This is a genomic window from Curtobacterium sp. MCLR17_007 (genome assembly GCF_003234655.2).
GTDB lineage: Bacteria > Actinomycetota > Actinomycetes > Actinomycetales > Microbacteriaceae > Curtobacterium.
In genome coordinates, this window is sequence record NZ_CP126271.1 from 1,434,137 (window position 1) to 1,457,202 (window position 23,066).

At 70.8% G+C, this 23,066-nt stretch carries 22 protein-coding genes; 21 read left to right on the forward strand and 1 reads right to left on the reverse strand.

Annotation, left to right across the window (positions count from 1 at the left end; translation table 11 throughout):
* Positions 1–198: 198 nt before the first annotated feature.
* A complete protein-coding gene (locus DEJ13_RS06810; protein WP_111106792.1) occupies positions 199–531 on the forward strand; it encodes an Rv2175c family DNA-binding protein in 333 nt (110 codons plus the stop codon).
* Positions 532–594: 63 nt separating this feature from the next.
* On the opposite strand, the gene DEJ13_RS06815 is transcribed toward DEJ13_RS06810, so the two are convergent.
* On the reverse strand, positions 595–1,713 hold the full coding sequence (locus tag DEJ13_RS06815; RefSeq protein ID WP_056125474.1) for a polyprenyl synthetase family protein: 1,119 nt from the start codon (positions 1,711–1,713) through the stop codon (positions 595–597).
* Between the two features lie 83 nt (positions 1,714–1,796).
* On the opposite strand from DEJ13_RS06815, the gene DEJ13_RS06820 reads away from it, so the two are divergent.
* The 20 genes from DEJ13_RS06820 to DEJ13_RS06915 all read left to right on the forward strand — a co-directional run bounded on the left by DEJ13_RS06820 (position 1,797) and on the right by DEJ13_RS06915 (position 23,050).
* Complete coding sequence (locus DEJ13_RS06820; protein WP_056125471.1) at positions 1,797–2,183, forward strand: SCO2097 family morphological protein; 387 nt, start codon at positions 1,797–1,799, stop codon at positions 2,181–2,183.
* A 493-nt stretch (positions 2,184–2,676) separates the two neighbouring features.
* The gene (gene mraZ / locus DEJ13_RS06825; RefSeq protein WP_056125468.1) at positions 2,677–3,108 is read left to right on the forward strand and encodes a division/cell wall cluster transcriptional repressor MraZ; all 432 of its coding nucleotides are present in this window, start codon (positions 2,677–2,679) and stop codon (positions 3,106–3,108) included.
* 105 nt (positions 3,109–3,213) lie between these two features.
* Complete coding sequence (rsmH, locus tag DEJ13_RS06830; protein ID WP_111106758.1) at positions 3,214–4,185, forward strand: 16S rRNA (cytosine(1402)-N(4))-methyltransferase RsmH; 972 nt, start codon at positions 3,214–3,216, stop codon at positions 4,183–4,185.
* Between the two features lies 1 nt (position 4,186).
* Positions 4,187–4,900 (forward strand): cell division protein FtsL, encoded by a 714-nt coding sequence (ftsL, locus tag DEJ13_RS06835; protein WP_111106759.1) that lies wholly within the window; start codon positions 4,187–4,189, stop codon positions 4,898–4,900.
* A 60-nt stretch (positions 4,901–4,960) separates the two neighbouring features.
* On the forward strand, positions 4,961–6,730 hold the full coding sequence (locus DEJ13_RS06840) for a peptidoglycan D,D-transpeptidase FtsI family protein (RefSeq protein WP_258374077.1): 1,770 nt from the start codon (positions 4,961–4,963) through the stop codon (positions 6,728–6,730).
* A 35-nt stretch (positions 6,731–6,765) separates the two neighbouring features.
* Complete coding sequence (locus DEJ13_RS06845) at positions 6,766–8,388, forward strand: Mur ligase family protein (RefSeq protein WP_056125461.1); 1,623 nt, start codon at positions 6,766–6,768, stop codon at positions 8,386–8,388.
* Complete coding sequence (locus DEJ13_RS06850; protein ID WP_111106760.1) at positions 8,385–9,860, forward strand: UDP-N-acetylmuramoyl-tripeptide--D-alanyl-D-alanine ligase; 1,476 nt, start codon at positions 8,385–8,387, stop codon at positions 9,858–9,860. The genes DEJ13_RS06845 and DEJ13_RS06850 overlap by 4 nt, the downstream gene beginning before the upstream one ends.
* On the forward strand, positions 9,857–10,960 hold the full coding sequence (gene mraY, locus DEJ13_RS06855) for a phospho-N-acetylmuramoyl-pentapeptide-transferase (protein WP_111106761.1): 1,104 nt from the start codon (positions 9,857–9,859) through the stop codon (positions 10,958–10,960). Before DEJ13_RS06850 ends, mraY begins: the two co-directional genes overlap by 4 nt.
* Positions 10,953–12,488: a UDP-N-acetylmuramoyl-L-alanine--D-glutamate ligase gene (gene murD / locus DEJ13_RS06860; protein ID WP_181437016.1), complete on the forward strand. Its 1,536-nt coding sequence runs from the start codon at positions 10,953–10,955 to the stop codon at positions 12,486–12,488. The genes mraY and murD overlap by 8 nt, the downstream gene beginning before the upstream one ends.
* 61 nt (positions 12,489–12,549) lie before the next feature.
* Entirely contained in the window at positions 12,550–13,749 is a 1,200-nt protein-coding gene (gene ftsW / locus DEJ13_RS06865) for a putative lipid II flippase FtsW (RefSeq protein ID WP_258374078.1), read from the forward strand.
* Entirely contained in the window at positions 13,746–14,861 is a 1,116-nt protein-coding gene (locus tag DEJ13_RS06870; protein ID WP_111106764.1) for a UDP-N-acetylglucosamine--N-acetylmuramyl-(pentapeptide) pyrophosphoryl-undecaprenol N-acetylglucosamine transferase, read from the forward strand. The genes ftsW and DEJ13_RS06870 overlap by 4 nt, the downstream gene beginning before the upstream one ends.
* Entirely contained in the window at positions 14,858–16,297 is a 1,440-nt protein-coding gene (gene murC, locus DEJ13_RS06875) for a UDP-N-acetylmuramate--L-alanine ligase (RefSeq protein ID WP_111106765.1), read from the forward strand. The genes DEJ13_RS06870 and murC overlap by 4 nt, the downstream gene beginning before the upstream one ends.
* Positions 16,294–17,481 carry a cell division protein FtsQ/DivIB gene (locus DEJ13_RS06880; RefSeq protein ID WP_111106766.1) on the forward strand — a complete coding sequence of 396 codons (1,188 nt, stop codon included), beginning with the start codon at positions 16,294–16,296 and terminating at the stop codon, positions 17,479–17,481. Before murC ends, DEJ13_RS06880 begins: the two co-directional genes overlap by 4 nt.
* Positions 17,482–17,673: 192 nt before the next feature.
* A complete protein-coding gene (gene ftsZ / locus DEJ13_RS06885; protein WP_111106767.1) occupies positions 17,674–18,840 on the forward strand; it encodes a cell division protein FtsZ in 1,167 nt (388 codons plus the stop codon).
* 7 nt (positions 18,841–18,847) lie between these two features.
* Positions 18,848–19,546, forward strand: a complete 699-nt coding sequence (locus DEJ13_RS06890; protein WP_111106768.1) for a YggS family pyridoxal phosphate-dependent enzyme — start codon at positions 18,848–18,850, stop codon at positions 19,544–19,546.
* A gap of 46 nt (positions 19,547–19,592) precedes the next feature.
* Entirely contained in the window at positions 19,593–20,162 is a 570-nt protein-coding gene (locus DEJ13_RS06895; protein WP_111106769.1) for a cell division protein SepF, read from the forward strand.
* Positions 20,163–20,269: 107 nt separating this feature from the next.
* On the forward strand, positions 20,270–20,566 hold the full coding sequence (locus tag DEJ13_RS06900; protein WP_056125443.1) for a YggT family protein: 297 nt from the start codon (positions 20,270–20,272) through the stop codon (positions 20,564–20,566).
* A gap of 197 nt (positions 20,567–20,763) precedes the next feature.
* Positions 20,764–21,456 (forward strand): DivIVA domain-containing protein, encoded by a 693-nt coding sequence (locus DEJ13_RS06905; protein ID WP_056125441.1) that lies wholly within the window; start codon positions 20,764–20,766, stop codon positions 21,454–21,456.
* 2 nt (positions 21,457–21,458) lie between these two features.
* Positions 21,459–22,124, forward strand: a complete 666-nt coding sequence (lspA, locus tag DEJ13_RS06910) for a signal peptidase II (RefSeq protein ID WP_258374079.1) — start codon at positions 21,459–21,461, stop codon at positions 22,122–22,124.
* Positions 22,121–23,050, forward strand: coding sequence for an RluA family pseudouridine synthase (locus DEJ13_RS06915; protein ID WP_056125439.1), 930 nt, complete (start codon positions 22,121–22,123; stop codon positions 23,048–23,050). Before lspA ends, DEJ13_RS06915 begins: the two co-directional genes overlap by 4 nt.
* Positions 23,051–23,066: the final 16 nt, after the last annotated feature.

A 23,066-nucleotide genomic window follows, 5' to 3' on the forward strand; every position in this document is an offset into this window, starting at 1 on the left:
GGGGTGCTCCTGTCTCCGGGTGAGCCGTGCGCGCACGCGGGAGCGCATTCACAGGCGACTCCACGCTGGCATGTCGTGAATCGCAAGTCAACCAGAGAGCTGGATGTGGTGTGCGTGACGGATGTGACTCATGTGGTGGTTCGCGAGCAGGCGGCACTCTGGCACGATGAACGTGTGAGTGCCACACCCACGGACGACATGTCCCTATCCGAACGCTGGCTGACGGTCCCGGACCTGGTCGAGCTGCTCGGCGTGAGCCCCGGCCGCGTCCACCGCCTGTTCGAGCAGCACACGCTGCTGCCGGCGCGCGTCGGCGGCGTGCTGCGCGTGCCGAGCGAGTTCCTCGACGAGGGCGAGCCGATGCCCGAGCTCCGCGGCACGCTCATCGTGCTCTCCGACAACGGGTTCTCCGACGACGAGGCCGTCCGTTGGATGCTGACCGTCGACGACGTGCTCGGCGTCGCGCCGATCGTCGCGTTGCGCGCCGGCCGCAAGGCCGAGGTGCGCCGCGTGGCGCAGTCGCTGCTCTAGCCCCGACGGACAGCAGGTCCGGTGCCAGCTGGCACCGGACCTGCTGTCATGGCCGTTGTCCGGTCAGGCGGAGCGGCGGCTGACCGTGTCGGCCAGCGACGCGAGCTGCTCGCGCGCGGACGGTGTGAGCGGCGCGGCGTCGAGCGCCGCCTTGGCGCGCTGCACGTGCCGGTCGATCGAACGCTCGACCGCGGTCACCGCGCCCGACTCGGTCAGGGTCGCGCGGAGCATCTGCACCTGGGCCTCGTCGAGGTCCGGGTCGCCGAGCAGCTCGTCGAGCAGCGACCGCGAGCCACCCGGCAGCGCCTTGCGGGCCGTCGCGATGAGCACCGTGCGCTTGCCCTCGCGCAGGTCGTCGCCGGCCGGCTTGCCCGTGACCTCCGGGTCACCGAAGACGCCGAGCATGTCGTCGCGGAGCTGGTACGCGACGCCGAGGGGGAGGCCGAACGAGCGCAGCCCCTCGAGCTGCGACTCCGAGGCGCCGGCGACGAGCGCGCCGATGACGAGCGGCGCCTCGACCGAGTACTTGGCGGACTTAAACACGACGACCCGCTGCGCTCGGAGCAGGTGTTCGGCCTCGTCGACGGTCGGCCAGGCGGTCTCCTCGTGGATGTCGAGGTACTGGCCCGCGGTGACGTCGAGCCGCATCGCGTGGAACTCCTGTCGCACGACGCGCGCCCGTGCGGGGTCGAGCAGTGCCAGGCCCTCGTCGAAGACGGCGTCACTGAGGGACAGCAGCATGTCGCCGAGCAGCAGCGCGGAGTTCGTGCCGTAGAGCGCGCGGTCACCCACCCAGCCGGAGTCGGCGTGTCGGGACTCGAACCGTCGGTGCGCCGCCGGACGCCCGCGACGGGTGTCCGAGCGGTCCATGATGTCGTCGTGCACGAGGGCGGCCGCGTGGAAGACCTCGAGCGCGGCGGCGACCGTCACGACCGCTTCGGCCGTCGTCTGCCGTGAGCCCTCGGCCAGGGGGTCGAACGACCCGGAACGACCCGCCACCGACTGCCACCCCCAGTAGCAGAACAGGGCCCGGAAGCGCTTGCCGCCGGAAAGGAGGTCTCGGGCGAACTCGTCGAACGGAGCAAGGTCCGGACTGATCGCGGCGAGTCGATCGCGCTGCTCGTCGAGCGCCCGATCGATCCGCGCCGAGACGAGGTCCACTAATCGCGTACTCTCAGCCACGGTGCCTACCCTAGTGGAGTGGTCGGGACATAGAATCGGCCAACCAACCACGCGTTGATCCCAGGGACAAAGAGGGAATCAAGATGCCACTCTCGGAGCAAGAGCAGCGACTTCTCGAAGAGATGGAGCGCAGCCTCTACCAGAACGACTCCGACTTCGTGGCGCGCGTCACCCGGCGACAAGGGCGTCCGACGTACACGTCGATCACGCTCGGGGTTCTGGGCGCGCTCGCTGGAGTCGCCGTCGTCATCCTCGGGCTGGTCTTGCGCCAGCCCCTCATCGGAGTCCTCGGCTTCGTCGTCATGCTCGCCGGAGTGCTGTTCGCACTCCGACCCGGCATGCGCGCGCCGCGTTCGTCCTCCAAGCCCTCGCGGACGGCGTCGTCCGGTGGGACTCGGGGGAGCAGCTCCGGTGGGTCCTTCATGGACCGGATGAATGATCGATGGGACAAGCGCAACGATCCCAGTTGAGACAATGAACTGACTTCCCGGAACGGGGTCGGCCCACAGGGGCCGGCCCCGTTCTGTGTGTCCGGGCGCCGTTCCGTGCTGGGGCTGTCTCGCACGCAGCAGGCGGATTCGTGCGCAGGAAGCCGGTTCGCGCATGGGCGGTCGGAAGTTCCCACCACCCACGCGCGATCCGTCCTCCCATCGTGCGGGTGACGGGGTGAGGTGACCGACCGACGGACGGGAGGCTCGTGGCGACGGCGCCACGAGCCTCCCGTCCGTTCTGCATGCCGCTCCACCGCGCCGCCAGGGCTGCGAAAGTCCTCCACTTCGCTCCACCGCTGCTCCCGACGCCCCGAGGCCCGGAATCCCGGGCTTCTGGTGAGCATGGACGTCCGGCTCACCGCCCCAGAAGGGGGCACAGCGCTGATTTCGGGGAGCAGAAGGCCCCGTGGTGGAGGGAAGTGGAGTACCGTGGGGTTCATCGACGACCGGTGGAGCTGAGGGGAGGCCCCGAGTGCTGCTCGGTACCCATGCCCCGAAGCTCGACGAGAAGGGTCGCGTGATCCTCCCCGCCAAGTTCCGGGACGAACTGTCCGGGGGGCTCGTGATGACCCGCGGCCAGGAGCGGTGCGTCGTGGTCTTCAGTGCTCGCACGTTCGAGGAGATCCACGAGCGCATCCGCCAGGCGCCGATGACGTCGAAGCGCACCAGGGACTACATGCGCCTGTTCCTCTCGGGGGCCAGCGCAGAACAGCCCGACAAGCAGAACCGCGTGACGATCCCGCAGAACCTCCGTGAGTACGCGGGGCTCGAGCGGGACCTCACGGTCATCGGCTCCGGTGACCGTGCCGAGATCTGGTCGACCACCGCGTGGGAGACCTACTACGCCGAAGCCGAAGAGGCCTTCGCAGAGAACGACGAGGAGGTGATCCCGGGCATCTTCTGATCCGCGGATCGGGACTCCCAGCCGTCTGCCCTGATGCACCTTCCCCGGTGTCAGGTCGGTATGGATGGGGATCCGGGTCAGCGGCCCAGGAGATCAGGGCTGCACATGACAGACCACATCGACGGCGACACCCCCCAGCGGTTCCCGCACACCCCCGTGATGCTCGAGCGCATCGTGGACCTCTTCACCCCCACGCTCGACGGCCCCGGCAAGGTCGTCGTCGACGCGACGCTCGGCATGGGCGGCCACTCCGAGGGGCTCCTCGAGCGGTTCCCGGAGCTGACGCTGATCGGGCTCGACCGCGACACCGACGCACTCGGCATCGCGGGGGAGCGCCTGGCGCGCTTCGGCGACCGGGTGCACCTGGTCCACACCGTCTACGACGAGATCGACGCGGCGCTCGACGAGGTCGGCGTGCGCGAGGTCGACGGCGTGCTGTTCGACCTCGGCGTCTCGTCGCTGCAGCTCGACCGGGCCGAGCGCGGTTTCGCGTACAGCCAGGACGCACCCCTCGACATGCGCATGGACCGGACGCAGGGCATCACCGCCGCCGAGGTCCTCGCCGAGTACGACGAGCGCGAACTCCGCCGCATCTTCCAGCGCTACGGCGAGGAGAAGCTCGCCGGCCGCTACGCCAAGGCGATCGTCGAACGGCGCGCCGAGCAGCCGTTCACGATGTCCGGCGACCTGGTCCAGGTCCTGCACGACGCCACCCCGGTGGCGATCCAGCGCCAGGGGCACCCGGCCAAGCGGGTCTTCCAGGCGCTGCGCATCGAGGTCAACACCGAGCTCAGCGTCCTCGAGCGGGCGATCCCGGCGGCGCTCGACGCCATCGCGGTCGGCGGCCGGATCGTCGTCGAGTCGTACCAGTCCCTCGAGGACCGCATCGTCAAGCGGGCGCTCGTCGCACGGACCACCTCGAGCGCCCCGACCGACCTGCCGGTGGAGCTCCCCGAGCACGCCCCCACCTTCGCGCTGGTCGTGAAGGGCGCGGAACTGGCCGACGAGGCCGAACGCGCAGCCAACCCCCGAGCAACACCCGTGCGACTCCGCGCGGCCGAGCGGATCCGGAAGTGACATGAGCACGAACCTCGCACTCGTCGACCCTGCCGTCCTCCCGTCGCGCACGCCGCGTCCGTCGGGCGACCGACACCGGCCGGAGCTCGTCGAGGTCACGTCCACCAGGGCCCAGCGTCGCGCTCGTCCGAAGGTCGCCTACGCGATCGTCGCGGTGGCCGCGCTCGGGACCCTGCTCCTCGCGCAGCTCGGCATCAGCATGGTGCTCAGCCAGGGCGCCTACGAACTGAACTCCCTGTCGGCCGAGCAGACGTCGCTGAGCCGGACGCAGCAGTCGCTCTCCGAGGACCTGCGCGTACTCGACTCGCCGCAGAACCTGGCTCGCAACGCGCAGTCGCTCGGCATGATCGCGAACTCGACGCCCGTGTACCTCGACCCGAAGACGGGTCGTGTCTACGGCACCCCGACCCCGGCCACGCCGGACGAGGCCACGGGCAACACCGCCAACCAGGTGCCCAACTCGCTGCTCGACGACGTGCCGCTGGTCGCGAAGCCCGGCGACACGGCGACGAGCAAGGAGAACGGCCCGGCGGCCGGCAGCACCGCTGACACCACGGGCACCGCCGACGCCGCGGGCACGACCGGCGCTGCCGGTGCGGCGTCCGGCACGGCCGACGCTGAGAAGACCGACGGCGCCAGCGCGTCGGCCGGGGGTTCCTCGTCGCCGTCCGTAGAGTCCGACCCGAACCAGCTCCAGGCACCCTCCACCCGGTGACCTGCGGGTCAACCAGGTGACCTCCGGGTCAGCAGAACCAGCCGGGAAGGACCGCACCGCGTGACGAAGACGATCCGCAACCGCCGACTCCGTTACAGCGTCGTCATCGTCGCCGTGATCGCCCTGGTGGCGGTCTTCGTGATCCGCCTCGTCGACATCCAGGTCGTCCAGGCGGCCGAGCTGAACAAGGCCTCGAGCGCCAAGCGCAGCATCCCGGTGACCCTCTACGGCACGCGCGGATCGATCGTCGACCGCAACGGCACCGCACTCGCCGACAGCGTGACGCGCTACAACATCACGACGGCCCCGCGGCTGGTCAAGGACTTCGAGGGCAAACTCGGCGGCACCCGCGTCAAGGACGTCAGCGTGGCCGACGCCCTGACCGCCATCGCGAAGGCCACGGACGGCGACGCCGCGGCGATGCGGAAGTCGATCGACGCCGACCCCACGTCCGACTTCGCGTACCTGGTCAAGGGCCTCGACGTGAAGCAGTACGAGGCGGTCCGTGCGCTCGACGTGCCCTGGCTCTACCCGCAGCAGCAGTCGGCCCGCACGTACCCGACCGGTGCGACCACGGGCAACATCACCGGCTTCATGGGCACCGACGGCGCGCAGGCCGGGCTGGAGTACGCCTACGACAAGTGCCTGGCGGGCACCAACGGCTCGCAGACCTACGAGCGCGGCGAGGACGGCGTCCAGCTGCCGGGCAGCACGGTGACGACCAAGCAGGCCAAGGACGGCGGGACCCTGCAGACGACGATCGACAGCGACCTGCAGTACATGGCGTCGCAGGACATCGCGGACGCGGCCCAGAAGCTCCAGGCGGTGTCGGCGACCGCCACGGTGACCAAGGTGAAGACCGGCGAGGTCCTGGCGGTCGCGGACTACCCGACCGTGGACCCGAACGACGTCGACGCCACGACGGACAAGGGCGCGTTCGGCTCGCGAGCGCTCACCGACTCGTACGAGCCCGGCTCGACGATCAAGGCGGCCATCGCGGCGGCGCTCATCGACCAGGGCAAGGCCACCCCGACCACCGGGGTCGTCGTCCCCTACGAGCGGACCTTCCCGTGGGGCGGGACGATCCACGACGCCGAGTACCACCCCACCGAGAACCTGACCCTCACCGGCATCCTCCGCGACTCGTCGAACGTCGGCATCACCGAGCTCGGCTCACGACTGACCGACCAGCAGCGCTACGACGTCATGAAGAAGTTCGGCCTGTTCCAGCCGGAGTCGGCGATCGACTACCCGGGCCAGCCGGGCATGCAGTACGGCGCGAGCCCGAACTGGGACCAGCAGACGGGCATCAACTCGATGTTCGGGCAGGGCATCTCGACGACGGCGATGCAGGTCGCGAGCATCTACCAGACCATCGCGAACGAGGGCGTCCGGATCCCGCTGCACTTCGTCAAGGGCTGCACCACGGCCGACGGCACCACGATCGACGCGCCCGACGTGCAGAGTGAGCGCGTCGTGTCCGCGAACGCGGCCACCCAGGTGACTGACATGCTGCAGAGCGTGGTCACGGGCGGCACCCTGGTGGGGATGAAGCCGATCTCCGGCTACAACATCGCCGCCAAGACGGGCACCGCCGAGGTGGCCGAGGGCAGCAAGGGCTACGGCTCCCAGCGCATCATCTCGGTGGCCGGAATGGCACCCGCCGAGGACCCCCAGTATGTTGTCACGGTGACGTTCACGAAGCCGCAGACGAGCAAGTTCTCGAGCGGAGCGGCTCCGGCGTTCCGCACACTCATGTCCCAGGTGCTCGAGAAGTACCGCGTCGCCCCCTCCACGACCGAGGCGCAGACCTACCCCTCCACGTGGTAGTCCAGGCCGTCCCCGTGGTGAGGAAGAAGGAGCACTTGTCCGCACGGATCCCCCCGGTCCTCCGACCCGAACACCCGACCCCGAGGGCCGTGGCCGAGCTGGCCAACGGCTTCGGCCTGCGGGTCGTCGGGTCGCTGGACGCCGTCGAGACGACCGGCGTGACCCTGAGTGCTGCCGAGGTGCAGCCGGGTGACCTGTTCGTCGGCGTGCACGGCGCGAACCGCCACGGTGCCGAGTTCGCAGCCGAGGCCGCCGAGCGCGGAGCCGTCGCGGTGCTCACCGACGCCGAGGGTGTCGACGTCGCCCAGGGGTCCGGACTGCCCGTCCTCGTCGTGGACGACCCCCGTGCGGCGCTCGGCGACGTCGCGGCATGGGTGTACCGCACCCACCCGGACGAGGCCACGGACCTGCCGCAGCTCTTCGCGGTCACCGGCACCAACGGCAAGACCAGCACGTCGTACATCCTCGAGGGCATCCTCAAGCAGCTCGGCCTGGTCACGGGACTGAGCTCCACCGCCGAGCGTCACATCGGCTCGCTCAGCGTCACGAGCCGCCTGACCACCCCCGAGGCGAGCGAGATGCACGCCCTGCTCGCCCGCATGCGCGAGAGCGAGGTCCGCGCGGTCGCCGTCGAGGTGAGCGCGCAGGCCCTCAGCCGCCACCGCGTCGACGGCATCGTGTTCGACGTCGTCGCGTTCACCAACCTGAGTCACGACCACCTCGACGACTACGCCGACATGGAGGAGTACTACCAGGCCAAGCTGCCGCTGTTCCAGCCGGAGCACGGCCGTCGCGGCGTCGTCTCGCTCGACACCGACTGGGGTCAGCGCGTCGTCCAGGACTCCCGCATCCCGGTCACCACGATCACGGTGCACCCCGAGGTCGAGGCCGAGTGGCACGTCGACATCGTCGAGGCACACGCGGCCTACACCGAGTTCCGGCTGACCGGACCCGAGGGCCGCGAGCTCACCACCCGCGTGCCGCTCATCGGCTGGCACATGGCTGCCAACGCCGCGCTGGCGATCGTCATGCTCGTCGAGGGCGGTTTCGAGCTCGGGGCGATCGCGCACGCGCTCGAGAGCGGCCACCGGCACTACGAGGACGCCGGCGACGGCACCGTCAGCGCGATCGAGTGCTACCTGCCCGGCCGGACCGAGCGCGTGTCCGGCGACCGCGGCCCCAGCGTCTACGTCGACTTCGGCCACAGCCCCGACGCGTTCCTCAACACGCTCGCCGCCGTCCGGCAGTTCACGCCGGGCAAGGTCGTCATGCTGTTCGGCGCCGACGGGGACCGCGACACCACCAAGCGCGCGGACATGGCCCGGGTCGCTGCCGAGGGCTCCGACATCCTCGTCGTCACCGACCACCACCCGCGCTTCGAGGACGCCGCCTCGATCCGGAAGACCCTGGTCGACGCCGCCCGCGCCGCGCTGCCCGAGCACGAGATCCACGAGGTCAGCCCACCCGAAGCGGCGATCCGCACCGCCGTCGGACTCGTCGGCGAGGGCGACTCGATCCTCTGGGCCGGTCCCGGACACCAGGACTACCGCGACATCCAGGGCGTGCGCACCCCGTACTCGGCCCGCGACGAAGCCCGCGCGGCACTCCGTGAGGCCGGCTGGGAGCCGAACGCCGGCCCGGTGGAGGACGCGCGATGATCGCCCTGTCCCTCGCCGAGGTCGCCGCCGCGATCGACGGCGAGCTGCTCCGCGGTGCCTCCGAGTCCGTCGTCGACGGTCAGGTGGAGACCGATTCCCGCCTGGTCCGGCCCGGCAGCGTCTTCTTCGCGCTGCTCGGCGAGGAGACCGACGGCCACCGCTTCGTGGCCGCTGCGGCCGAGGCCGGTGCCGCACTGGTCGTCACCGAGCGGCCCGTCGACCTGCCCGACGGCTCCACCACCGCACAGATCGTCGTCCGTGACGGGTACGCCGCCCTCGCCGCGCTCGCGCACGAGGTCGTCGCCCGGGTCCGCGCCTCGAGCGCCGACCGCGTCGACGACGACGGCTCGCCCGCACCGCTCCGGGTGGTCGGCATCACCGGCTCGAACGGCAAGACGAGCACCAAGAACATGCTCCGCACGATCCTGTCCGGACACGGCGAGACCGTCGCGCCCGAGGGCTCGTTCAACAACCACGTCGGCGCGCCGATCTCGATGCTGCGCATCACCCACGACACCCGGTACCTGGTGGTCGAGATGGGTGCGAGCGGCAAGGGCCACATCGCCAAGCTCGTCCGCGTGGCCGAGCCGGACACCGGTGTCGTCCTCAAGGTGGGCCTGGCGCACGCGGGCGAGTTCGGCGGCATCGAGGCCACGCAGCGCGCCAAGTCCGAGATGGTCACCGACCTGCCGGACTCGGCGACCGCCCTGCTGAACGTCGACGACGACCGGGTCGCCGCGATGCGCGACCTGACCGCCGCCCACGTCGTGGGCTTCGGTACGTCTGCCCAGGCCGACTACCGCCTGTCCGACGTCGTGACGGACCGCGACGGCACCCGCTTCACGCTCACCGCGCCTCCAGGACGCTCTGGAGGACCGGCGCAGGTCCCCGAGACCGTCGACGTCCGCCTCGCCATCCTGGGCGAGCACCACGCCATGAACGCGACGGCCGCCCTGGCCGTCGCCCACCGCTGGGGCGTCCCGCTCGCCGACGGCGCCGCGGCACTCGCGTCGATGACGCGCGCCGAGCGCTGGCGCATGGAGCTGCTGCAGGGCGGACCCGAGGGCGTCACCGTCATCAACGACGCCTACAACGCCTCGCCCGACTCGATGTCGGCCGCGCTCCGCACCCTGGCGCAGGTCGTGCGGCCGGGGGAGCGGACCATCGCCGTGCTCGGCGAGATGGCCGAGCTCGGCGAGTTCTCGGTGGAGGAGCACGACCGCATCGGTCGGCTCGTCGTCCGGCTCGGCATCGGGCAGCTCGTGGTCGTCGGCCGCGGTGCGATGCCCATCCACCAGGCCGCCACCCTCGAGGGGTCGTGGGACGGCGAGTCCGTGTTCATCGAGGACGTCGACGACGCCGTCCACACGCTGCAGGAGATGGTGCGCCCCGGCGACGTCGTCCTGGTGAAGTCGTCGAAGTCGGCCGGGTTGCGCTTCCTCGGCGACCGCCTCGGAGGTGTGTCCGCATGATCGCCCTCTTGATCGCCGGCGCGGTGTCGCTGGTGTTCACACTGCTGCTCACGCCGCTGTTCATCAAGCTGTTCCACCGGCTCGGCTGGGGACAGTTCATCCGCGACGACGGACCGCAGTCGCACCACACCAAGCGCGGCACCGCGACCATGGGCGGCATCGTCCTGATCCTCGGGACGGTGATCGGCTACTTCGTCGGGCACCTGGTCGGCCGCGACTCCGTGACGCTCTCCGGCATGCTCGTGCTCTTCCTGATGGTGGGACTCGGCTTCGTCGGGTTCGTCGACGACTTCCTCAAGGTCCGGCGGCAGCGCAGTCTCGGGCTCGGCGGCTGGGCCAAGGTGCTCGGCCAGGTCATCGTCGGGGTCATCTTCGCCACGGTGGCCCTGGTGGTCCCGTCCTCGACCGGCAAGCCGCCGGCGTCGACGATGGTCTCCGCCATCCGGGACATCCCCTGGCTCGACTTCATGGCGCTCGGGACGGTCATCGGCACGATCCTGTTCCTGGCGTGGATCGTGCTGCTCACGGTGTCGACCTCGAACGGCGTCAACGTGGCCGACGGGCTCGACGGTCTGGCCACGGGATCGAGCATCCTGGCGATCGGGTCCTACGTGATCATCGGGTTCTGGCAGTCGAACCAGATCTGCGGTGGTTCCCGGCTCGACGCCGACACCGCACACGCCTGCTACACCGTGACCAACCCGCTCGACCTCGCTGTCGTCGCGGCGGCGGTGTGCGGCGGCCTGATCGGCTTCCTCTGGTACAACACGTCCCCGGCACAGATCTTCCTCGGGGACACCGGGTCGCTCGGCCTCGGCGGTGCCCTCGCCGGTCTCGCGATCCTCAGCCGCACCGAGCTGCTCCTGATCCTGATCGGTGGTCTGTTCTTCATCGTCACCGGGTCGGTCATCCTGCAGCGGGCGTACTTCAAGATCACCCACGGCAAGCGCATCTTCCGGATGAGTCCGCTGCACCACCACTTCGAGCTCAAGGGCTGGGCCGAGGTCACCGTCGTCGTGCGGTTCTGGATCATCGCCGGACTCTGCGTCGCCGCGGGTGTCGGGCTCTTCTACCTGGAATGGATCGCGCGCGTTGGCTGAACGACTCGACGGCCTCGACAGCTGGTGGTCCGAGGGTTGGAAGGGCCTCGACGTCGCCGTGCTCGGGCTCGGCGCGACCGGGTTCTCCGTCGCCGACACCCTGGTCGAGCTCGGCAGCTCGGTCACGGTGTACTCGTCGGACGCCCCGGCGGACAGCGTCGAGCTGCTCGACGTGATCGGAGCGCGGTTCGTCCAGACCCCGCTCGACGCCGTCCCCACGTCGCTCGCCGAACAAGCCCCTGACCTCGTGGTCGTGTCACCCGGCCTCCCGCCGCACAACCCCACCGTGCAGTGGGCGGTCACCAACAGCACCGTGTGGGGCGACATCGAGCTCGCCTGGCGGGTGCGGGACAAGGTCGTCCGGGGCCCCGTCGCCGCCCCGTGGGTGACGATCACCGGCACGAACGGCAAGACCACCACGACCCAGCTCACCACCGCGATGTACGAGGCCGAGGGCCTCCGCGCGGTCGCGTGCGGAAACATCGGCGTGCCGGTGCTCGACGTCGTGCGCGATCCCGACGGGTTCGACGTGCTCGTCGTCGAGCTCTCGAGCCACCAGCTGCACTACATGGCGGACTCCGGCGACGGCGCCGTGCTGCCGCTCGCGTCGGCGTGCCTGAACATCGCCGACGACCACCTCGAGTGGCACGGGTCCGCCCGGGCGTACCGGGCCGCCAAGGCCAAGGTCTACGAGCGCACCGTGCTGGCCTGCGTCTACAACGTCACCGACGACGCCACCCGCGCGATGGTCGAGGACGCGGACGTGGTCGAGGGGTGCCGCGCGGTCGGGTTCACGCCCGGCATCCCGGGTCCCAGCGAGGTCGGCGTCGTCGAGGACGTGCTGTGCGACCGCGCCTTCACCGAGGACCGCCGGAACAGCGCGCTCGAGCTCGCGACCCACGCCGACCTGGTGCAGGCCGGGCTCGACAGCCCGCACATGACGATGAACGTGCTCGCGGCGGCGGCACTGGCCCGCGCCGGGTCCGTCCGACCGAGTTCGATCCAGCGCGCGGTCCAGGCCTTCCGAGCCGACCACCACCGCACCGAGCGCGTCGCGACGAGCGCCGACGGCATCGTCTGGGTCGACGACTCGAAGGCGACGAACCCGCACGCGGCCACCGCCTCGCTGTCGTCCTTCGAGTCCGTCGTGTGGATCCTCGGCGGGCAGTTCAAGGGCGTCGACATCGACGGACTCGTCGCGCGGTTCGGTCCCGCCGCGCGCGGCGTCGTCGTGATCGGCACCGACCGGACCCCCGTGCTCGAGGCATTCGCGCGACACGCGCCGACGGTACCGCTCCTGCAGGTCGAAGCACCGGACACTGATCAGGTCATGCCCGAGGCGGTCCGGCATGCCGCGTCGGTCGCGAGACCGGGCGACACGGTCCTCCTCGCACCGGCCGCTGCGTCGTTCGACCAGTTCGGTTCCTACGCGGACCGGGGTCGCCGGTTCGCGGCGGCGGTCCACGAGCACCTGGGAGGAAACGCCGATGGCGACGACACCGACGGACCTTCCGACCACTGCGCGTAGCGGCCGGAGCACGAGCGGTCAGCCGAGCAGGACGCGTCGTCCGAACGGTGCGGTCGTCGCGGTGAAGAACGTCTTCGTCGCGGAGTCCAGCACCTTCTACTCGATCCTCGGCGTCACGCTGTTCCTGGTCGTCTTCGGCGTCGTGATGGTGCTGTCGTCCTCGAGCGTCGAGCAGTACGCCAAGACGCACGACTTCTTCGGCGCCTTCACCCGCCAGGGTCTGTACGCGATCATCGGCGTGCCGCTCATGCTCGTGGCGAGCCGGATCCCGACCGGCGTGTGGCGGAAGTACTCGCGCTGGGTCATCGTGCTCGGTCTCGTCGTGCAGGCGGCGGTCGTGCTGACGCCGCTCGGCTACTCGATCCAGGGCAACCGGAACTGGATCAAGCTCGGCACCTTCACCGCCCAGCCGTCCGAGATCCTCAAGCTCGCCCTCGTGCTCGGCATCGGCACGATCGTCTACCAGAAGCGCTTCAAGCTCGACCAGTGGAAGCAGATCCTGCCGCCCATCGGCCTCGTGACGGCCGGCTCGATCGGCCTCGTGCTGTTCGGCGGTGACCAGGGGACCGCGATGGTCATGATGATCCTGGTCTTCGGCGCGATGTTCGTCGGCGGGGTCCGGCTGCGGCACATCGGTCTCGGCGTCGGCGCGATCCTGGTCCTGCTGCCGTTCATCACGATGGCGTCGAGCTCCCGGTCGTCCCGCATCAGCGCGTGGTTGTCGGGCTGCACCGACACCAGCCAGTACCAGGACCTCTGCTGGCAGCCCGTCCACGGCATGTGGGCGCTGGCGTCCGGCGGCGTGTTCGGCGTCGGCCTCGGCAACTCCAAGGCGAAGTGGTCGTGGCTGCCCGAGGCGGACAACGACTACATCTTCGCGATCATCGGCGAAGAGCTCGGCCTGATCGGTGCCGTCGTCGTCCTGGCGCTGTTCGTCGTGCTCGCCGTCAGCATGGTCCGCATCATCCGGCTCTCCGACGACGCCTTCGTGCGCACCGTCACCGGCGGGGTGCTCGCGTGGATCATCGGCCAGGCGCTCGTCAACATCGGGGTGGTCCTCGGGCTGCTCCCCGTGCTCGGCGTCCCGCTCCCGCTCATCTCGGCCGGTGGGTCGGCGCTCATCATGACCCTCGTGGCGATCGGCGTCGTGCTCTCCTTCGCCCGTGACCTGCCGAGTCGGCACGACCTCGCTGCCCGCGGTGCGGCGCGACTGCCCGACGCTGCGCGCGGCGTCCCGCTCGTGGACGGTCGACGCCGATGAGCACGTACCTCTTCGCCGGCGGGGGCACCGCCGGGCACGTCAACCCCCTGCTCGCCGTCGCCGACCGGCTGACCGAGCGGTCACCGGACGACCGGGTGATCGTGCTCGGGACGGCCGAGGGACTCGAGTCCCGCCTCGTCCCGATGCGTGGGTACGAGCTCCTGACGATCCCGCGCCTGCCGTTCCCGCGCAAGCCGAACGCCGCGGCGCTGCGGTTCCCCGGGGCGTTCTGGCGGGCCGTCCGGCAGACCGAGGCGATCATCCGCGACCGCGGCGTCGACGTCGTGCTCGGTGTCGGGGGCTACGCCTCCGCGCCGGCCTACATCGCGGCGAAGCGGACCGGCACGCCGATCGTCGTGCACGAACAGAACGCCAAGCCGGGCCTGGCGAACCGACTGGCGGCGTTCCTGACGCGGCACGTCGGGGTCACGTTCGCGAACACGCGACTGCGACACGCCCGTGTCGTCGGCATGCCGCTGCGCCGCGAGGTCGAGTCCCTCGACCGACGGGCGAGCCGTGCCGCGGGACTCGCCGAGTTCGGCCTCGACCCCGCGCGGCCGGTGCTGCTCGTCACCGGCGGGTCCTCGGGCGCGCGCAGCATCAACCGCACCGTGAACCGCTCCGCCGCCAGCATCGTCGGTGCCGGATGGCAGGTGCTGCACGTCGTCGGTGGCAACTCCGACATCGGTCCGAGCGACCTGGACGGCTACACGGTGCTGCCGTACTGCGACCGGATGGACCTGGCGTACGCGGCGTCGGACTTCGTGGTCTCGCGCTCCGGCGCGGGGATGGTGTGCGAGCTCACCGCGGTCGGCTTGCCCAGCGTGCTCGTGCCGTACCCTGTCGGCAACGGCGAGCAGCGGCACAACGCCCGCGACGTCGTCGAGGCGGGCGGCGCGGTGCTCGTGGCCGACGAGGAATTCGACCAGGACTGGGTGACGTTCCACCTGCTGGACATCCTGCAGGACCGTGCCCGCATCGCGGACATGGCGGTCCGGGCAGGCAGCGTCGGCCACCGAGACGGTGCCGACCGCATGACCGACCTCGCCCTCGACGCAGCCCGGTCCGTCAGCAGCGAGCGCGCCGGCAGCACCACGGAGGAGCAACCATGACCATCAAGCCGGACCTGACCCAGCCGATCCCGGACGACCTCGGCACGGTCCACTTCGTCGGCATCGGCGGCTCCGGCATGAGCGGCATCGCGCGGCTGTTCCTGGCGGCCGGCCACACCGTCACGGGCAGCGACTCCCGCGAGACCGCCACCACCGGCCGCATGCGCGAACTCGGCGCCGAGGTCCACATCGGCCACGACGCCGCGAACGTCGGTGCCGCGGACACGATCGTCGTCACGAGTGCGCTCTGGCCTGACAACCCCGAACTGCTCGAGGCCCGGCGCCGCGGTCTGCCCGTGCTGCACCGGTCGCAGGCCCTCGCCGCGCTCATCGCCCAGCACCGCCTGGTCGCGGTCGCCGGCGCCCACGGCAAGACCACCTCGACGGGCATGATCGTGACCGCGATGGTCGAGCTCGGGCTCGACCCGAGCTTCGTCAACGGCGGGGTGATCCAGTCGCTCGGCACGAGCTCGGCCCCCGGTTCGAGCGACCTGTTCGTCGTCGAGGCCGACGAGTCCGACGGCTCCTTCCTGCTCTACGACGTCGCCGTCGCGCTCATCACGAACGTGGACGCCGACCACCTCGACCACTACGGCACGGAAGCCGCCTTCATCGACGCCTTCGTCGAGTTCGCCGCGAAGGCCGGCGAGCGGGTCGTCGTCTCGAGTGACGACGCGGGCGCGAAGCGCGTCACCGAGGGCGTGCGAGCCCGCCCGGACGCGCCGCAGGTCACGACCTTCGGCGAAGCCGTCGACGCCGACGTCCGGATCGAGCGCATCGTCGAGTCCGCCGGCGTCGAGGTCGACTTCCGTGCCGACGGCCGCTCGCACCACCTGACCCTGCGCGTGCCCGGACGGCACAACGCGGTCAACGCCGTCGGCGCGTTCGCCGTGCTGGTCGGGCTGGGCGTCGCGCCCGAGGACGCGGTGCGCGGGCTCGAGGCCTTCGGCGGCACCGAGCGTCGGTTCGAGCTGCACGGTGTCGAGCGCGGCGTGTCGGTGTACGACGACTACGCGCACCACCCCACCGAGGTCGCGGCGGCACTCCGGGCCGCGCGCAACGTCGTCGGCGACGGTCGGATCATCGCGATCCACCAGCCGCACCTGTACTCGCGCACGCAGCTGATGGCGGGCGACTTCGCGAAGGTCTACGAGGACCTCGCCGACCACACCGTCGTCCTCGACGTCTACGGTGCCCGTGAGGACCCGGTCCCGGGCGTGACCGGCGCCCTGGTGCAGGAGCGCTTCGTCGACCAGTCCCGCGTCGAGTACCTGCCCGACTGGGCCGACGCCTCGGCCCGCGCGGCCGAGGTCGCGCGGGACGGCGACATCATCATGACCCTCAGCTGCGGTGACGTGTACCGGATCATCCCGCAGGTGCTCGGCGCACTCCAGGACGACAGCGCGCTCCGGGTCGACGGAGCACCCGCCCGGTGAAGCGTCCCGAGGGCTTCGACGAGCGTCCGGCCGCGCCGGCTGCTCCCGCCGAGGCGGAGCACGCACCGCGCGAGCGACGGGTCCCGCGCATGCCGCGGCTGTCGGTCCGTCGCGGCGCGGCCGACACCCGGGAGGCCCGGCCCGACACCGACGCGCCGGCTGCGGCCGACGAGACGGTCGCACCGGACGTCCCCACCACCTCCGCCCTGCGGGCGTCGCACCCCGTCGCGGACGTCGCGCCCGCGCAGGACGGGGCGCGACGTCCGCGCGGGGGTGCGACGGCGGGCGAGGGCGACCAGCTCGCCGGCGTGACCGACGTGATCGACCTGCACCGGCCCTCCAGTCCGCCGCATCCGGACACGGACGCACCCGACGCGCCGATCGGCTCGAAGGTCCGCGCCGCCGAGACCGCGCGCGAGGCGCGCGCGGCCCGCAAGCGTCGCCGCCTGCTCGAGCGCACCGAGGTGCGGCGGTTCACGAGGCGCTCCCGGCACCGGCGCGCCGTCGGCATCACCGCGGCGAGCGTGGTGCTGGTGCTCGGCGTGTCGATCCTGGTCGCGGTGTTCTCCCCGCTGATGGCGCTCCGCACGATCGAGATCAAGGGCACCAGCCGTGTGGACGACACGCAGCTGCGTCAGGCGCTCTCGGACCAGATGGGCACCCCGCTCGCACGGCTCGACTTCGACGCGATCAAGAAGGACATCGCGGGCTTCCCGCTCATCGAGAGCTACGTCACCGAAGAGGAACCGCCGCACACCCTGGTCGTCACGGTGACCGAGCGCACGCCCGTGGTCGCCGTGAAGTCCGGCGACGCGTTCCAGCTGGTCGACCCCGCCGGCATCGTCGTCCAGTCCTCGCCGACGCAGCCGGAGACGATGCCCGTCGCGGACATCGGCCGCACACAGCTCGGCTCGAGCGTGTTCCGCACCATGACCGAGGTCGTCCTGGCGCTGCCCTCGGCTGTGCGCTCGCAGGTGTCGGGTGTCGCGGCGTCGACCGCGGACGACGTGACGCTGACCATGAAGGACGGGTCGCGCGTCGTCTGGGGGAGCCCGGACGACTCGGACGCCAAGGCGGCGCTCCTCGACGCCCTCGTCAAGGACCACGCGACGCGCGACCCGGGGACGGCCGTCGAGTACGACGTCTCGGCGCCGGACAACGGCATCATCCGCGCACAGTCCTGACCCGTTCGGACGGCCCGGGTCGTGCCGGCCGCGGGGAGCAGCGAGAATTGCGGGACCACATCGCCGACACGCGGCGTGGCGGGACGACACCGCGGGGAGCGCCCCCGTAGCGTCGTCGCAAGCACCACACCTAGCAGCAAAAACCCCCAACTTCAAGTGGAGGTTGAGGGTTCAACCGGAGGCCGGACTGACGTGACCACGAACCACAACTACCTCGCCGTGATCAAGGTCGTCGGTGTCGGCGGCGGCGGCGTCAACGCCGTCAACCGCATGATCGAGCTGGGCCTCCGAGGGGTCGAGTTCATCGCGATCAACACCGACGCCCAGGCACTCCTGCTCAGTGACGCCGACGTCAAGCTCGACGTGGGCCGCGAGATCACCCGCGGCCTCGGCGCCGGCGCTGACCCCGAGGTCGGCCGTCGTGCCGCCGAGGACCACGCCGAGGAGATCGAAGAAGCCCTCGCCGGTGCCGACATGGTCTTCGTCACGGCCGGTGAAGGCGGTGGGACCGGCACGGGTGGTGCTCCCGTCGTGGCCCGCATCGCGAAGTCCATCGGCGCGCTCACCATCGGTGTGGTCACGAAGCCGTTCAGCTTCGAGGGCAAGCGTCGTCAGTCCCAGGCCGAGAACGGCGTCGCCGGGCTCAAGGACGAGGTCGACACGCTCATCGTCGTGCCGAACGACCGCCTGCTCGAGATCTCCGACCGCGGCATCTCGATGGTCGAGGCCTTCGCGACCGCCGACCAGGTCCTGCTGGCCGGCGTCCAGGGCATCACCGACCTGATCACGACCCCGGGTCTGATCAACCTCGACTTCGCCGACGTCAAGAGCGTCATGCAGGGTGCGGGTTCCGCGCTCATGGGCATCGGGTCTTCGCGCGGGGCCGACCGGGCCATCAAGGCCGCGGAGCTCGCCGTCGCGTCGCCGCTGCTCGAGGCGTCGATCGACGGCGCGCACGGTGTGCTCCTCTCCATCCAGGGTGGTTCGAACCTCGGCATCTTCGAGATCAACGACGCGGCCCGCCTGGTGCAGGAGGCCGTCCACCCCGAGGCGAACATCATCTTCGGTGCGGTCATCGACGACACGCTCGGCGACGAGGTGCGCGTCACGGTCATCGCGGCCGGCTTCGACGGCGGCGAGCCGTCGTCCCAGGTCAAGGAGCGTCGCGCCAGCTGGGTCGACGCGGAGTCCAACGCGACCGCTCCGGTGGCCGGTGGCGGCTCGACCGCGATCGAGGACTCGACGACCTCGACCCGCTCGTGGGCGTCCTCCGACCACGAGCCGCCGACGCAGCGCGCCGCGGACCCGGCCTTCGACGGCGACGACGACGAGCTCGACGTCCCCGACTTCCTGAAGTGACCCCGGCGTGACGGACGGCTCCCCGAGCCTCCAGGACCGGCTGTCCTCGGTCCGCGACGGCATCGCCGACGCGGCCAGGGCAGCCGGTCGTGCGTCCGACGAGCTGACGCTGATCGTGGTGACGAAGTACCACCCGGCGTCGCTCGTCCGCGAGCTCGCGGCCCTCGGCGTCACCGACGTGGGGGAGAACCGCCACCAGGAGGCCCAGGCCAAGGCAACCGAGCTCGCGGACCTCGGGCTGACGTGGCACTTCGTCGGCCAGCTGCAGTCGAAGAAGGCCCGACAGGTCCGCCGGTACGCCCACGTCGTGCAGTCACTCGACCGCGACTCCGTGGTCGACGCCTTCGCCCCGACCGAGTCCGAACCGGACCCACCCGTGATCGACGGCTTCGTCCAGGTGAACCTGACCGACGACCCCGACCGGGGTGGCGTGCAGCCGGACGACGTCGAGGCGATGGTCGAGCGCGTCCTGCGCACCGGCACGATCGCACTGCGCGGCGTCATGGCCGTCGCACCGCTCGACGAGGACCCACGCCGGGCCTTCGCCCGGCTGCGCGGCATCTCCGAGCGCGTGCGGCGGATCGCACCCGGTGCGACCGACATCTCGGCCGGGATGAGCAACGACCACGCCGAAGCCATCGCCGAGGGCGCGACACACCTGCGGATCGGAACGGCAATCACGGGAAAGCGGCCGAGCGCGCCCTAGCCTCATGGCAGGGCATCCACGAGCACGCACACCCCTGGAGGGAACCATGGCCGGTCCGTTGAAGAAGACGATGGTCTACCTCGGCCTCGCCGACGAGGAACTCGAGTACGAGGACGAGCAGCAGCCGACGCAGCACCAGCAGCGCGCGCAGCCGCAGACCCCCGCACCCGCGGCATCGCAGCACGAGGCACCGGCGGCAGCGCCCGCGGCAGCCCCCGCCGCGGCCCCCGTCGAGACGAAGGCCCCGCACACCCAGCACCAGCGCGGCGCACAGGTCACCCCGCTCCGCCGCTCGCACACGACCGCACAGAAGGCGACCCCGGTCCAGGAAATGAACGAGATCCTCACCGTCCACCCGCGCGAGTACAAGGACGCCCAGTCCATCGCCGAGAGCTTCCGCGACGGGATCCCCGTCATCATCAACCTCTCGCAGATGACCGAGTCGGACGCGCGGCGCATGATCGACTTCGCGAGCGGCCTGTCGCTCGGGCTGTACGGGAAGATCGAGCGCGTCACGAACAAGGTCTTCCTGCTCTCCCCGGCCCACGTCGCAGTGAGCGGTGAGGCGCCCGAGGTAGAGTCCGACATCGAGGCGTCCTTCTTCGCCCAGTCCTGAGTCGTCGCGTCCCGGGGTCTCCCTGACCCCGAGGCGCCGCCCAGGCCCACCCGCCCTGTGTCCGGCGCTCCAGCAGTGCCGTGCACCCGAGACGAGCGAGCCGAACCGTGTCCGTGATCTTCACGCTCCTGTACTTCCTGCTCCTGCTGTACTTCTTCGTGCTCTGGGGGCGGTTCGCACTGGACATGGTGCAGTCCTTCAACCGCTCGTGGCGCCCCCGCGGCGGCATGCTCGTCGTCGCAGAGGTGGTCTACACGACCACCGACCCGCCGATCCGCACCGTCCGTCGTGTGCTCCCGCCGCTGCGCATGGGCGCGGTGGCCCTCGACTTCGGGTGGTCCATCGTGATGCTCGTCACGATCATCCTGATGAGCATCGTCCGGGTCATCTCGGTCACGGTCTGACCACCAGCCCCACGCATCGACTGGCCGCGACACGCGCCACGCCCAGTCGGTGATCACGGTTCCGGTCCAGCGTCGGTGTACGGTGGTCGGGATCGATGCCCGCGCATGTGGGCATCCGCACCGTGAGTTCGCGCCTGGTACATTCGGGCGCACCGTTTCGGTTCCACACGTTCAGCAGTTCTATTGAGGTGACGGCAATGGCTTTGACGCCGGAAGACGTAGTCAACAAGCGGTTCCAGCCGACCAAGTTCCGCGAGGGCTACGACCAGGACGAGGTCGATGACTTCCTGGACGAGGTCGTCGTGGAGCTGCGCCGTCTGACCGCAGAGAACGAGGAGCTCCGGCAGCGCCTGCAGGCCGCCGAGTCGGCGCCCAAGCCGGCCGCTGCCGCCGAAGAGGCTCCTGCCCCCGCTCCGACCCCCGAGCCCGAGCCGGCCCCCGTCGCCGCCGCTCCGGAGCCCGCGCCGGTCGCCGCCGCCGCGCCGACCACCACGGTCAACCCGGACGACGACACCGAGGGCACCACGAACCTCCTGACGCTCGCGCGCCGTCTCCACGAGGAGCACGTCCGCGAAGGCGTCGAGAAGCGCGACGCGCTCATCGCCGAGGGTCAGGCCCAGGCCGCTCGACTGGTCTCCGAGGCCGAGGCGAAGCAGCGCCAGATCATCGCCGACACCGAGAACACCAACCGCCAGCGCGTGCAGGTGCTCGAGGGCGAGCAGCGCCAGCTCGAGGGCAAGATCGACGAGCTCCGCACCTTCGAGCGCGACTACCGTGCGCAGCTCAAGAGCTACATCCAGGGCCAGCTGAGCGAGCTCGACGCATCGTCGGGCACCGAGCAGTCGGGCCTCACCCCCGCGCCGGCATCGGCGCAGGGCTTCGGCAACTGACGTTGTCCCAGCAGCAAGACCAACGAGCGAAGGTCAGTGTCCGCGCGATCGCGGCACTGGCCTTCGCCGCTGTCGTCGTGGTGGCGATCGACCAGGTCGCGAAGGCCATGGTCGTCGCGAACCTGCCGTACGGACAGGTCGTCCCGGTCCTCGGCGGCGCGCTGCAGTTCCTCTACGTGCGGAACCCCGGCGCCGCGTTCTCGTTCGCGGTGAACATGACGTGGGTGTTCTCGATCGTGTCGGCCGCGGTCGTCGTGGCGATCATCGTCTTCGCGCGGCGCATCCGGTCCATGTGGTGGGCGATCGTGCTCGGCATGCTGCTCGGGGGAGCGCTCGGCAACCTGCTCGACCGGCTGTTCCGTGAACCCGGCTTCGGCCGCGGACACGTCGTCGACTTCATCTCGACACCGTGGATGATGCCGGCGATCTACAACGTCGCCGACTCCTTCATCTGCATCAGCATGGTGGTCTTCGTCCTCCTGGTCGTCCTCGGGGTCAACCTCGACGGCACCAGGACGGTCTCGACGAAACGCGCAGGTACGGACGGCCAGGAGGCCCCGGCCGGGTCCGCGACGGACGCTGCAGTGACCCCGCCGGTCGCGTCCACCGACGCGGCGGAGCCGAACCGGTCCTCCCGGCCCGACCAGCTCGGCCACGACGCGACGTGAGCGAGCAGCGTCAGCTCCCCGTCCCGGACGGGCTCGCCGGTGAGCGCGTCGACGCGGCCATCGCGAAGCTCCTCGGCTTCAGCCGCTCCTTCGCCGCCGAGGTCGTGACGGCCGGTGGTGTCCGCGTCGACGGCGTGGTCGTCGACAAGTCCGATCGGCTGCAGGCCGACTCGTGGCTCGAGGTCGAGTGGACCCCGAAGGAAGCCCCGCGCATCGTGCCGGCCGTCGTCCCCGGGATGACCATCGTGCACGACGACGACGACATCGTCGTGGTCGACAAGCCCGTGGGGGTCGCCGCGCACCCGTCGCCCGGGTGGGACGGTCCGACCGTGCCCGGCGGCCTCGCGGCCGCGGGGTTCACGATCGCGACCTCCGGAGCCGCCGAACGCGCGGGGATCGTGCACCGGCTCGACGTCGGCACCTCGGGGCTGATGGTCGTCGCGAAGTCCGAGCTGGCCTACACGAGCCTGAAGCGGGCGTTCAAGGAGCGCACCGTCGACAAGGTGTACCACGCGCTCGCGCAGGGGCACCCGGACCCGACCACGGGCACGATCGACGCACCCATCGGGCGGCATCCGTCGAGCGACTGGAAGTTCGCGGTCACCTCGGACGGCAAGCCGAGCGTCACGCACTACGCCACGCTCGAGGCCTTCCGGTCGGCGACGCTGCTCGAGGTGCACCTGGAGACCGGTCGGACGCACCAGATCCGCGTGCACATGGCGGCGACTCGGCACCCGCTCGTCGGGGACACGACGTACGGGGCCGACCCCGTGCTGGCCGCCGAGCTCGGGCTGACGCGGCAGTGGCTCGACGCGGTCCGGCTCGGGTTCGCGCACCCGCGCACCGGCGACTGGGTGGAGTTCCAGGCGTCGTACCCGGAGGACCTGCGGCTGGCGCTCGAGCGCATCCGGAGCGCGTCGGTCTGACACGCGGGCGGTTCCC